A 12,920-nucleotide genomic window follows, 5' to 3' on the forward strand; every position below is an offset into this window, starting at 1 on the left:
CAAGGCGATATGCCGCCAATTTATTATCTTTGCAAACAGAAGTCGGCCATACGACAGCTTTTCATACGGGCCACCTTATATAACAAAATGGACAACATGACTGAAAACTTACGGCACTTGACGCTCGGACAACTGAAGGAAATTATCGACCGCAACGATGTGGCGAAGATGAACAGTCTCTTGACCGAAAACCTCGGTGTGACAATGAAGGTGACGAAAGCGGTGCTGGGCAGCTTCGCCCACACGCCGCTCTATCTGCCGGAGATGCGCCTCATCATGGTGCGCAGGGGCACAGCCTCACCCACCATCAACCTGCTCAGGCACTCCGTCGAGGCCGGCACACTCATGTTTTTCGCCCCCCACTCCATCGTGGAGGCCAACAATCTTTCGGACGACCTTGAGGGGGAGGGCATCACAATGACCGACGACTTCTTCCATCTCACCGTGGGCGACCATCTGCCACCGGCCTTCGACGGCAGGCAACGCGACTTCCGGCTACGGCTCAACGCCCGACAGATGGCGTATGCCGAGGAGCTGCTGCGCCTGATCTACCAAAGCATCCGGACCACCGAATGCCACGCGCAGGTGACGATCCACCTCGCGAGTGCCTTCCTCTGGTATGTGAACAACCTGTGGCAGCAGCAACAACAGCGCGAGCAGCAAGGATTTTCGCGCGAGCAGCAACTCTTCACGCGGTTTATCGCACTGGTCAACGAGCAGGCTGCCACCCACCACACCATCGACTTCTACGCCTCCGCGCTCTGTCTCTCGCCCCGCTACATGGGCCGGCTCATCAAGGAGGTGAGCGGGCGCAGCGCCAAGGAGTGGATAGACGATGCCATCGTCACGGGGGCCAAAGTGAGACTGAAACACAGCGACCGCCTCGTGCGCCAGATAGCAGACGAGATGAACTTCCCCAACGTGAGCTTCTTCTGCAAGTATTTCAAGCGCATGACGGGGCTCACACCCAACGAATACAAGCACCGGGACATCTGAAAACGCACACAGAACAGGGACCCGGAGAGCTGTCGGAAAGCCGGAATAACTGGTTCTTTCCGCCCGACTGCCAACAGGGACGCAGGGTTTTATGCGGACGCAGGGCAGAAACTTAATAGAAAAAAGCGTCTTTATGCCCGTATATGAAGGAATATCCATAACTTTGCATCGTCTTTCAGAAAACAGCAAAAACAATGTTTACACGATGAAACAAATGATGATTTCAGCCGCCATGCTGCTCTGCCTGTCGGCTTTTCTCCCCTTGAAGACGGGCGCACAGACCGCTCACACGCTCCCGTTGCCGGCCAACCTCTATCGCTATCATATCGTGAAAGACCGGCCCTACGTGTTTTTCCAAACGCGAGAGCGGGGCAAGAAATATTACAAGAACAATGGAACGTATGGCGTGATAGACCTCCGAACGGGCAACACGCTGTGGAGCAAGAAGATCAAGTATGCAAACACCGCAGCCAATTTCTCTGAAAAGGGCATCCTGCAAACTGTCAACGGAACCGGATGGGACCACCTCACGACCCATCTCTATGCCCTTGACACAGGCGAAGACCGATACAAGCTGTGGACCATGCCTGTCTTTATCAATTCTGAGGCCGACATCATGCTGGGCTACAAAAACTTCAACTCGAAGTTGCTCACGTGTTTCCGCCTCTCCACAGGCGAGAAACTGTGGGAAACGATGCTGCCCCACCACAACAACGAGACGTGGAACAACATCCGCCTCACAGACCCTGACCACTTGCTTTTCTCGGCCAACAACCTCTGCCTGCTCAATATCAAGACGGGGGGCCTGAACTACTATGAGTCGAAAACAGCCGTGACCGATGTGAAGACGGGAGCAGCACTGGGGGCACTGGCTGTGCTGAGCATGGCCTTCACGGGGATGGCCATAATTCCCACATCGGGCAACGTGATCACTTCGCTCACGTCCAATGTGGCGAGCGACAGCGCCTATTACTATTTCTCCGACCGCAACCAGTTGAGTTGCCTTGACCACCATCTCAACGAGGTGTGGCACTACGACTTCCCGGCCAAGACGGCTGCCCACGCCCAACTCTTCACCCGGGGCGACACACTCTACATGCTCAACGAGGGCTACGGACTGAAAGGGGGACGGCGCACGGCAGCGGGCAAACCTTTCATGGCCCGGTTTGACAAGACTACGGGCCGGCAATTAGCCTTCGACATGCTGCCCGAGAAATGGGATGAAGAGCGATTGGGCAAGTCGCTTACCTTTGTGCCCGACACGCTCTATCTGCTCGATGCTGCCGACACCACCTTCACCGCTCTCGTCTCCGACGGCGAAACCTATCCGCTCTATGCTGCCGACGGCAACGTGTGCATGGTGAACAAACGGCTCGAAGTGGTCAAGGAATACAATCGTATGCTTCTCTACCACAAAGGCCCGTCCACTCCCTACTGCCAAGTGTTGGGGCAATGGGGAGACAGTCCCGACTTCTACATCGTGGACAACAGCGGCAAGGGGCTTTGTCATTTCGGGAAACCTTATTCCGACATCAGCTTCTCCGACGGTAAGATCGTGCTTCGCGACGAGAAGGGGCTGCACTGGTTGGAAAAGACTTTCTAAGCGGATAGCCTCGCCACCGTGCTCCAAGACAGCTGTTTCTGTCGGCTATCACACGCTCCCGTTGCCTCTCCGTTCCCTGCGGGCGCACTCGGGGCAGAGCCCTTTCACCATGAGTGTGGCGTGGCGGGGGACATAGCCGGGAGGCAGCGGCACGGCAGGCACGGGCGTATCGGAGAGGCAGAAGGTCTTGTGGCAGTGCTCGCAGAAGAAGTGGACGTGCTCGTCGTCATCGACTTCGCCGCCGTGACTGAAACAGAGTTCATACTTCGTGCCGCCGTCACCGTCTTCGAGCACATGCACGAGATGGTGCTCCCGGAAGAGCATGAGCGTGCGGTAGATGCCCGACTTGTCGATGGTGAGAATGGTCTCCTCCAGTTCTTTGAGCGACAGCGGACTGTGCGCCGCGGCCAAAGCCTTGGCGATGACGATGCGGTTGGCCGTGGGTTTCACGCCGTGTCGGCCCAGCAGTTGGATAGTCTGTGATTCGTCCATCAGTAGTTTATTGTTTTCGGGCAGCGCCATCCGTGGCCGACAGTGCCATGTTACGGCCCGCCACGTAGCCCGTGGTCCATGCGGCCTGCAGGTTGAAGCCACCCGTGACGGCATCCACATCGAGCACCTCGCCGGCCAAGAAAAGTCCCGTCACGTTCTTGCTCTCAAGCGTGTTGAGGTTGACACCGGACAGGGCGACGCCTCCGCAGGTGACAAACTCGTCGCGGAAGGACCCCTTACCCGTCACGGCATAGCGGTCGTTGGTGAGCGTCTCCAGCAGCCGGTTAAGTTGCTTGCGCCCCACCTCGCCGCAACGCTTGTCGGCAGGCAGTCCGGCGCGGCCCAACAAGAAGAGCCACACACGGGAGGTAAGCCCCTCGGGGTGCACCGACGAGAGCTGTTTGGCGTGGTTGTCGGCCAGCAGGCGGGCCAGTGCAGCCTCCACATCGGCCACGGTGCCCTCCCCCATCCAGTTGACGGCCATCGCCACCCGATAGCCTCGTTCGGCCAGATGGCGGGCGGCATGAGACGAGAGGCGGAGCACGGCGGGGCCGCTCGCTCCCCAATGGGTGACGAGCAGGGGGCCCGAGGCGCGGAATCTGGTACCGGGGACGGAGACCGAGGCGCGCTCGACCACCGTACCCATGAGGCTGCGGAAGTCGGCATCGGCGATATTGAACGTGAAAAGCGAGGGCACGGGAGCCTCCAGCTCAAGTCCCAAGTCGGCCAACGGGCGCAGGCCTTCAATGCGCGGGCTGCCGCCCGTGGTGACGGCCACGCGGTGGAAAGTACGCACACGGCCGTCGGAGAAACTCACCTCCAGCCTATCATCGGGCAGCAGCGCGATGGAGCGCATGGCACAGGAAGTGACCACCTCCACACCGAGCCGGCGGGCGCGGCCCGTGAGGGCATCGATGACGCTCTGCGAGTCTTGCGAGGCGGGGAAGATGCAATGGTCGGCCTGCACCACGAGGGGCACGCCCTGCCGCTCAAACCACGCCCGGGCATCATCCGGCCCGAAGACGCGGAAGAGCCGCTTCATGAGCCGGTGGCCGCGCGGATAGACTTGCCGCAGGTCGGTCACGCCTTCAAACGAGTTGGTGAGGTTGCACCGTCCGCCCCCTGACACCGCCACTTTGGCCAGCACGCGGCCCGCCTTTTCATAGATGGTGACCGAGGCATCGGGCGCGGCCTCCTTGGCCGCTATGGCCGCAAAGAAGCCGGCCGCCCCACCTCCGACGATGGCAATGTGTAGCATACGGTCTCCGTCGGCGGGTTACATCACACTTTTCAGCATCTTGACTACCGAAGCCCTGTCCTGCCCCCCCGTGTAAGGACGGGGCTCGCCGTTTTTGGGCACGAAGAGCAGCAGGGGGATAGCGTCTATCTTGAAGATGCGGGCCAGTTCGGGCTCGCGGTCGATGTCCACCTTATAGAAATCCACCTTGTCGCCATATTCGGCTGCTATCGACTCCACTACGGGTGCGAGCATCATGCAGGGCTTGCACCAAGTGGCGTAGAAATCAATCACGGCAGGCTTGTCGCCTTTGAACACCCACTTGCCGGGGTGACTCTCATAGTCGTTCACGCGCTGCTTGAAGAGGGCGGTCGAGAGTTCGGTCACGTGGCCTGAGGCCGTGTCGGGAGCCGCGGCTGTGGCCGTGTCGGCCACGGAGGTGGCGGTGTCGCCGCCCTGCGGGCCGGCGGTAGTGCCCTTGCGGCTGCACGCCGTGGTACACACAAGGGAGAGGGCTGCAAGGCCCAGAATCCATTTTCCAGTCATAGTTTTTTGTTTTGTTATTGATGATGTTAGGGCCGAAACAGCGTTTCGGCTTACTTAACGGCAAACGAAAGAGGGCTCAAGAGAAGCTCATCAAGCCCTCCAACTCCCAATCCCTAAGAGACCCCCAACCCCTGAAGGGGGCTGCATTCCTGCGGACAGGTGGATGGGAAAGCCCCCTTCAGGGGGTTGGGGGCCGGTAGGGGTCGACAAAGATACTCACAGCGGCGGATTTATCTATACTTTCGGGCAGAATATAAGTAATTATTAACCAAAGGGGCAGCCTGTTAACATTTGCCAACAGCCTTTCCGCGGGTAGAGACCGGTTGCCGACAGAGGCCGCGCCCACCCCGGAGGGCGGGCTTCAAAAAACCCGCTACAGGCGACGAAACGGCAAAAACTCGGGACGAAAGGTGGCTTGTATGAAGAAAAAAGCGTACCTTTGCAGCCCACATGCAAACAATCGAACAACAATCGCACTACAGGGAACTGGCCTCGCTGGGCCTGCCCATCATCATCGGACAACTGGGAACCATCGTTCTCGGCTTTGCCGACACGCTCATGATAGGTCATCACAGCACGCAGGAACTGGCCGCGGCCGGACTGGTGAACAACGTCTTCGCGCTCGTGCTGCTCTTCTACCTCGGTTTCTCCTACGGTCTCACGCCCCTCGTGGGCCGGCTCTACGGGCGCGAAGAGCACACCGCCATAGGGCGCATGGTGAAAAACTCGCTCGCAGCCAACCTGCTCGTGGGACTGCTGCTCACGGCCTTGATGACCGCGCTCTACTTCAACCTCCACCGCATCGGGCAGCCGCAAGAGTTGCTTGGCATCATCCGCCCCTACTTTCTGGTCAACCTCGTCTCGATATTCTTCGTGGGTGTGTTCAACACGCTGAAGCAGTTTTTCGACGGTATCACCCGCACCCGGACACCCATGTGGGTGATGATAGCGGGCAACGTGTTCAACATCTTCTTCAACTGGATGCTCATCTATGGCGTGGGGCCGTTTCCCGAAATGGGCCTTCTGGGTGCCGGACTGGCCACACTCGGTTCGCGGGTGCTCATGGCCGGCGGTCTCTGCTGCGCGGCCCTCGCCGGGCGTGACTATCGCGAACAGCGGAGAGGCTTTGCCGCAGGCCGTGTCAACCGGGCCGACCTCGGCCAACTGAACCGCTTGGGCTGGCCGCTGGCCCTGCAACTGGGCATGGAGACGGCAGCCTTCAGCCTGAGCAGCGTGATGGTGGGATGGATCAGCACCACGGCGCTGGCCGCCCATCAGGTGATGATCACCATCTCCCAACTGTTCTACATGATCTACTACGGCATGGCGGCAGCCGTGTCGATCCGCGTGAGCCACTTCATGGGGCAACACGACATGGCAGCCGTGCGGGCCAACACGAGCGACGGCTTCCGCCTCGTCACGGCCATCGCCCTTGGCATGACCGTGCCCGTGGGTCTGCTGCGCCACCAGTTGGGCGGTCTGTTTTCCGACAGTGCCGAAGTGCAGGCCATGGTGGCGACGGTCATCATTCCGCTCATCATCTATCAGTTTGGCGACGGCCTGCAATGCACCTACGCCAACGCCCTGCGCGGCATCTCGTGCGTCTCGCCCATGGTCACCATCGCCTTTGTGGCCTACTTCCTCGTGTGCCTCCCCTTGGGCTATGTGCTCGGCATCGTCTGCGGCTTCGGACTGGTGGGCATCTGGGCCGCCTTCCCCTTCGGACTCACCCTTGCGGGCATCCTCTACCGCCGACGGTTCTTCAAGGAACTCTGGAAACTGGAGGTCTCGTTGGGGGGCGGTAAGGACGAATAATATCAACAAAATCGCAGCCGCAGAAATTCTCCAACCAGAGTGGAGAAGCGGCTTCAGACCACCGGGAAGCCGACTTCAAACGGCTGGAAAAGTCCGGCGGTTTTCTCGATCAGGCTCTTCGAACTTGCAATAGAGCCACAGTTGAAGGCTGAAAGGGCCACAGTCGTCGCGCAACTGTGGCCCTTTTTCATGGCCGTTTGGGCCCTTTCAAGTCTGTTTTCGGGCCCGGAATCGTGTCAACGAAATTCAAACGGTTGATTGTCAGCGTTTTGTAGGTGTCACCAAAAACAGCCCATTTGCACCCGAGCGGACTGCCGGTGGCAAATATCGCAGCCTGAAAGGCCGAAAACGCACAAATAGTTTGACAATCATCCCGAGGTCTTCCTCCAAATGCCCGATGATTTCTTCCATGTATATGCGGTCTGCGAGTGCTCCCCGAATCGCTGCGCTGCCTGCGGAATAAAGGCAAATGGCGCGGCCCCGCCAAAAATCCGCCGCCCACTGTTAAGGCGCACAACATTTCGCATAGATATGCGTCATTTTCAAACTTCGGGGTCTATTTAGGTGTCAGATTGCGATTTTTTTGAAAGAAAACATTGCATTTGTAATTTTTATTATTATCTTTGCAACTGAGGACTCCCCCCGGCCCCCTCTGTGAGAGGGGAAGGGCCTCGTGGGAGAAAGCCTGCTAAAGTTTCCCTTAAGCAGGTTTGCAAAGCCCCCTTTTAGAGGGTTGGGGGTCTCTTAGAGGCTTTTCCGGGGGCTCTTAGGGGCTAAGCTATTGTCTTTTTTCGCTATCGCTCAAGGAACTTCTCCTAACGAGCGGAGCGAGTGCTAACTCCTTTTAACTCCTCCCCAATAAAACATTAAAAGCGTGAATAAGATGATTCTTGACATTGAAATGATCCGAAGCTTCTATGCTTCCTATTCCGACCGCGTGGCGCAGGCGCGAGCAGTGCTCAAGCGGCCGCTCACCTATGCGGAGAAAGTGCTCATGGCCCACCTTTTCGATCCCGCACAGCTGCGGCCATATAAAAGAGGTGAAGAATATGTCGACTTCCGCCCCGACCGCGTGGCCATGCAAGACGCCACGGCGCAGATGGCGCTGTTGCAGTTTATGAACGCAGGCAAGTCGCAGGTGGCCGTGCCGGCATCCGTGCATTGCGACCACCTGATAAGGGCCGATGTGGGGGCCGGGCGCGACCTGGCCGCGGCGCGTGAGACCAACCGCGAGGTGTACGACTTCTTGCAGTCGGTGTCGCGCAAATACGGCATCGGCTTCTGGGCCCCCGGAGCCGGCATCATCCATCAGGTGGTGCTCGAAAACTATGCGTTCCCCGGCGGCATGATGGTGGGCACCGACTCCCACACGCCCAATGCCGGCGGACTGGGCATGGTGGCTGTGGGCGTGGGCGGTGCCGATGCCGTGGATGTGCTCACGGGTATGCCGTGGGAACTGAAGATGCCCCGGCTCATCGGCGTGCATCTCACGGGCCGGCTCTCGGGTTGGGCCTCGTCCAAAGACGTGATACTCGAAATATTGGGCCGGCTCACCGTGAAGGGCGGCACCAACGCCATACTCGAATATTTCGGTGAGGGAACGGCCACCATCTCGGCCACGGGCAAGGCCACCATCTGCAACATGGGTGCCGAACTGGGAGCCACGTGCAGCCTGTTTGCCTACGACGAGCGGGCCGACGAATATCTGCGCAAGACGGGGCGCACCGAGGTGGCGGCCCTCGCGGCCCGCAACGCCGACGAGCTGCGGGCCGACGGAGAGGTATATGCCGACCCCGCCACTTTCTACGACCAGCTCGTGGAGATAGACCTCTCGCAGGTGGAGCCCCACCTCAACGGGCCGTTCACGCCCGATGCGGCCACGCCCATCAGCCAGATGAGGGCCAAGGGGCCGGCCTCCGACTATCCCATGACGGTGGAGGTGGGCCTCGTAGGCTCCTGCACCAACTCGAGCTACCAAGACCTCGCCCGCGCGGCATCCGTCGCCCGGCAGGTGGTGGAGAAGGGCATCGGGATGAAGGGGCAGCTCATCATCAATCCCGGGTCGGAACAGATACGCTACACGGCCGAGCGCGACGGATTGCTCGACGACTTCAAGCGCGTGGGGGCCATCATCATGACCAATGCCTGCGGGCCCTGCATAGGCCAATGGAAGCGGCACACCGATGACAACGAGCGCAAGAATGCCATCGTGACATCGTTCAACCGCAACTTCCGCCGACGGGCCGACGGCAATCCCAACACCTACGCCTTCATCGGCAGTCCGGAGCTCACCACGGCACTGGCCATTGCCGGCCGGTTGGACTTCAATCCCGCCACCGACACGCTCACCGACAGCCAAGGGCGCAGCGTGATGCTCGACGAGCCCGAAGGCTTCGACTTCCCACCCCGTGGGTTTGCGGCCTCGGGCCATCCCTCGCCCGAGGGCATCGTGGCCGACTTGGAGCGGGAGGGCCTCTTCGTGCCTGCCTCGACCGACGGGCGCGATGTGGAGGTGGTCATCGCCGAGGGTTCCGACCGCCTGCAGCGGCTCGCGCCCTTCGCCCCTTGGGACGGGCACGACCTCCTCGACATGCCGCTGCTCATCAAGGTGGAGGGCAAGTGTACCACCGATCACATCTCGATGGCCGGGCCGTGGCTCAAGTTTCGCGGCCACCTCGAAAACATCTCCGACAATCTGCTCATGGGTGCGGTCAACGCGTTCAACGGTGAGTCGGGCAGTGTGAAAGACCGGTTGGACGGCCACTACAAAGCCGTCGCCGCCGCCGCCAAACACTACAAGCAGGAGGGGCTGTCGAGCATCGTCGTGGCCGAAGACAACTACGGCGAGGGTAGCAGCCGCGAACATGCAGCCATGGAGCCGCGGTTCTTGGGCGTGAGGGTGATTCTGGCCAAGAGTTTCGCCCGCATTCACGAGACCAACCTCAAGAAACAGGGGATGCTCGCGCTGACCTTTGCCGACAAGGACGATTATAATAAGGTACGCGAGGACGACCTTCTCTCGGTCGTCGGCCTCACGGAGTTCGCTCCCAGCTGCCCGCTCACCGTCATCCTGCGCCATGCCGACGGCACCGAAGACCGTCTTGCAGCCACCCACACCTACAATGCCGCCCAGATAGAGTGGTTTAAGGCGGGGAGTGCGCTGAACAGCCAGAAGCAAACCAACAAACAACCCAACCAACAACCCCACCAACAACCCCACCAACCCACGGACCCCACCAGCCCACGGACCCCCAACCCCCTAAAGGGGGCTTTGCCATCCACTTGCTCGCAGGGATGTGGCCCCCTTTAGGGGGGTCTATAAGCTAAGTATTTAACCAGCCCATGTCCCGCGAGGCCCTCCCCTCCTTCGGAGGGGTCGGGGGAGGCTTTTTTTTTTAATTTTAATAATTTATGAAAAAAGAATATCTGATATACAAGTTAAGCGACGCGGTGAAGAGCACCTGCAAGATCGATCCCGAAGAGTTCACCAAGTTTGGCGTGAAGCGCGGCCTGCGCAACGACGACGGCTCCGGTGTGCTCGTGGGCCTCACCAACATCGGCAATGTGGTGGGCTACGAGCGCGACGCCGACGGCAAATTGCAGCCCACGGAAGGCAAACTCTTCTACCGTGGCTACGAACTCGACGACCTCGTTTCGCCCCTGCTCGAAGAGAAGCGGTTCGGCTTTGAGGAGATAGCCTACCTCCTGCTCTCGGGCAACCTGCCCGACAAGGAGGAACTCTCGGCCTTCCGCGAACTCCTCAACGACAACATGCCGCTCGACCACCGCACCATCGTCCACCTCATCGACCTTGAGGGCACCAACATCATGAACATTCTGGCGCGCTGCGTGCTGGAGATGTACACCTTCGACCCCAACCCCGATGACATCTCGCGCGACAATCTCATGCGCCAGTCCATCGAGCTCATCGCCAAACTGCCCACCATCGTGGCCTACGCCTACAACATCTACCGCCACAGCGTGCAGGGCCGCAGTCTGCACATCGGCCATCCGCGCGAAGACCTGAGTCTGGCCGAGAACTTTCTCTACATGCTCAAGAACGACGACTACACTTCGCTCGATGCCCGTATGCTCGACCTGCTGCTCGTGATTCAGGCCGAGCACGGCGGCGGTAACAACTCCACGTTTACCGTGCGCGTCACTTCCAGCACCCGCACCGATACCTATTCGAGCATCGCCGCCGGCATCGGGTCGCTCAAAGGGCCGCTCCACGGTGGGGCCAACATCAAGGCCATCAACATGTTCCACCACTTGAAGGAGCAGATAAAAGACTGGACAAACATTGACGAGATAGACACCTATCTCAACCGTATGCTCACCAAGGAAGCCTACGACAAGTCGGGACTCATCTATGGCATCGGCCACGCCGTCTACACAATGAGCGATCCGCGTGCCGAGGAACTCAAGCGGTTGGCCGGCGAACTGGCCCGCGAGAAGGGCCGCGAAGAGGAATACGAGTTCTTGAAGCTCATCGAGCAGGAAGGCAAAAAGTGTCTCATGAACTTCCGCAAGTCGAAAAAGCCCGTGTGTGCCAACCTCGACTTCTACAGCGGTTTCATCTATGAGATGATCGGACTGCCGCAGGAAATTTCCACGCCCATCTTTGCCATGGCCCGCATCGTGGGCTGGACGGCCCACCGCATCGAGGAACTCAACTTCGAGGGCCGCCGCATCATCCGCCCGGCCTACAAGAACACGCTCAAGCGGAATGTCTATACGCCGTTGGCGAGAAGGTGAGAAAGAGTCGCTTGCGAAACTTTTAGGAGTTAAAGGGAGTTAAGGAGTTAGCACTCGCTTCGCTCGTTAGGAGAAGTTCCTTGAGCGATAGCGAAAAAAGACAATAGCTTTATGGCTTGAGTGTGTTGGAGCACAAAGGCGCGGAGAAAGCAGTTTTAACTCTTTAGGAGGTAAAGAATTTTGGGAAATTAAAGTCTACCCCCTCCACCTGTCAAGAGTAGTCAAGCAATAAAGCTATTGTCTTAACTCCCTTTAACTCCTTAACTCCCTTTAACTCCTAACCCTTAACTCCTAACCCTTAACTCCCTTTCCTCCTTGCATTCCACTATCACCCAGTTTGAAATCACCCTGCCCGCCATGCCCCGCGGCTTCCACCTTGTCACGGCCCGCCTCATGCGGCTCATGCCCCCGTTGCCCCGCACGGGACTGGTCAACATCTTTGTGAAACACACCGGCTGCGGACTCGCCATCAACGAAAACTGCGACCCCGACGTGCGCACCGACATGCAAACGGTCTTCGACTCGCTCGTCAAGGAGAACGACCCGCGCTACCGCCACACCCTCGAAGGGCCCGACGACATGCCCTCTCATGTGAAGAGTGTGCTTGTGGGGGCGAGTCTCTCCATCCCCATCACCGACGGCCATCTCAACCTCGGCACGTGGCAGGGCATCTACTTCTGCGAGTTCCGCAACCACGGCGGCCCCCGCAGTCTCGTGGTCACTGTCATCGGCTGACGGCCTCCGTCGCTTCTTCTCCGGTCTTCCCCCGTTGGCGTAGGATTCCCTCCTTCGCCTACATCGGCCTGCCCTTGCCTGCGCCGGTGCTTGCCTGCGTTCATTCGCCGGCCCGTCTACATTTCGAAGTATAGTAAACTTTTTTGGTGAAACGAGGCATAAACAGTAATTTTGTCATGGCTTTCGGAGCTTCGTCTCCCCGGGCCATGACATTATTTATATTAACCACCTTTCCACTAAAAAACGAATGACCAACGAAGAATTTCTCTCACAACCACTCTCACCCCATTTCCGCCTCGGCGAATTTGTCCGTTCTGCCACGGCCGTAGACCTGCGCATCGACAACCGTCCGCCCGCTATCGCCGTTGAAGCCCTGCGCCTGCTTTGCGAGGAGGTGCTCGAACCTCTGCGCCGCCGTTTCGGCTGCATCCGCATCACCAGCGGCTACCGCTGCGAGACGCTCAACAGGGCCGTGGGCGGTGTCTCGCGCTCGCAACACCTGCTCGGCGAGGCTGCCGACATCTTTGTGCCCAACGAGGAGACAGCCCTCAAGTATCTCGACTTCCTGCGCACTCACACGCCTTTCGACCAACTCATCCTCGAGCCCCGCGACGCCCGCATCCCCCGTTGGCTGCACGTGAGTTACACCATCCGCCGGCCTGTGCGCGGCCAAGTGTTGTAGACCCAAAAACAAAAACAAGCCCAACAAAAAAACAAGCCCCCCCCAAGAGCCCACCC

General features: G+C 59.1%; 10 protein-coding genes. 7 read left to right on the forward strand and 3 right to left on the reverse strand.

Annotated features, from left to right (window positions below):
- Nucleotides 1–96: 96 nt before the first annotated feature.
- Both HMPREF6485_RS11275 and HMPREF6485_RS11280 read left to right on the forward strand, forming a co-directional pair.
- On the forward strand, nucleotides 97–996 hold the full coding sequence (locus HMPREF6485_RS11275) for a helix-turn-helix domain-containing protein (RefSeq protein WP_044126430.1): 900 nt from the start codon (nucleotides 97–99) through the stop codon (nucleotides 994–996).
- 205 nt (nucleotides 997–1,201) lie between these two features.
- Nucleotides 1,202–2,599: a hypothetical protein gene (locus tag HMPREF6485_RS11280; protein ID WP_248622306.1), complete on the forward strand. Its 1,398-nt coding sequence runs from the start codon at nucleotides 1,202–1,204 to the stop codon at nucleotides 2,597–2,599.
- 48 nt (nucleotides 2,600–2,647) lie between these two features.
- Here HMPREF6485_RS11280 and HMPREF6485_RS11285 read toward each other — a convergent pair whose 3' ends face one another.
- The 3 genes from HMPREF6485_RS11285 to HMPREF6485_RS11295 are packed head-to-tail and all read right to left on the reverse strand — an operon-like array spanning nucleotide 2,648 to nucleotide 4,874.
- Nucleotides 2,648–3,091 (reverse strand): Fur family transcriptional regulator, encoded by a 444-nt coding sequence (locus tag HMPREF6485_RS11285; RefSeq protein ID WP_004343634.1) that lies wholly within the window; start codon nucleotides 3,089–3,091, stop codon nucleotides 2,648–2,650.
- Between the two features lie 7 nt (nucleotides 3,092–3,098).
- Nucleotides 3,099–4,349 (reverse strand): aminoacetone oxidase family FAD-binding enzyme, encoded by a 1,251-nt coding sequence (locus tag HMPREF6485_RS11290; RefSeq protein WP_004346643.1) that lies wholly within the window; start codon nucleotides 4,347–4,349, stop codon nucleotides 3,099–3,101.
- Between the two features lie 18 nt (nucleotides 4,350–4,367).
- Nucleotides 4,368–4,874, reverse strand: coding sequence for a thioredoxin family protein (locus HMPREF6485_RS11295; protein ID WP_004346644.1), 507 nt, complete (start codon nucleotides 4,872–4,874; stop codon nucleotides 4,368–4,370).
- 450 nt (nucleotides 4,875–5,324) lie between these two features.
- Here HMPREF6485_RS11295 and HMPREF6485_RS11305 point away from each other — a divergent pair, with 450 nt between their 5' ends.
- The 5 genes from HMPREF6485_RS11305 to HMPREF6485_RS11325 all read left to right on the forward strand — a co-directional run bounded on the left by HMPREF6485_RS11305 (nucleotide 5,325) and on the right by HMPREF6485_RS11325 (nucleotide 12,864).
- On the forward strand, nucleotides 5,325–6,689 hold the full coding sequence (locus tag HMPREF6485_RS11305) for an MATE family efflux transporter (RefSeq protein WP_004346647.1): 1,365 nt from the start codon (nucleotides 5,325–5,327) through the stop codon (nucleotides 6,687–6,689).
- Nucleotides 6,690–7,572: 883 nt separating this feature from the next.
- A complete protein-coding gene (locus tag HMPREF6485_RS11310) occupies nucleotides 7,573–9,999 on the forward strand; it encodes an aconitate hydratase (protein WP_004346649.1) in 2,427 nt (808 codons plus the stop codon).
- Nucleotides 10,000–10,100: 101 nt separating this feature from the next.
- The gene (locus tag HMPREF6485_RS11315; RefSeq protein ID WP_004343143.1) at nucleotides 10,101–11,447 is read left to right on the forward strand and encodes a citrate/2-methylcitrate synthase; all 1,347 of its coding nucleotides are present in this window, start codon (nucleotides 10,101–10,103) and stop codon (nucleotides 11,445–11,447) included.
- A gap of 357 nt (nucleotides 11,448–11,804) precedes the next feature.
- Entirely contained in the window at nucleotides 11,805–12,182 is a 378-nt protein-coding gene (locus tag HMPREF6485_RS11320) for a secondary thiamine-phosphate synthase enzyme YjbQ (protein WP_007410659.1), read from the forward strand.
- Between the two features lie 247 nt (nucleotides 12,183–12,429).
- Entirely contained in the window at nucleotides 12,430–12,864 is a 435-nt protein-coding gene (locus tag HMPREF6485_RS11325) for a D-Ala-D-Ala carboxypeptidase family metallohydrolase (RefSeq protein ID WP_004346650.1), read from the forward strand.
- The last annotated feature ends 56 nt before the right edge of the window (nucleotides 12,865–12,920 follow it).

The sequence above is a fragment of the Segatella buccae ATCC 33574 genome (genome assembly GCF_000184945.1).
Taxonomy (GTDB): domain Bacteria; phylum Bacteroidota; class Bacteroidia; order Bacteroidales; family Bacteroidaceae; genus Prevotella; species Prevotella buccae.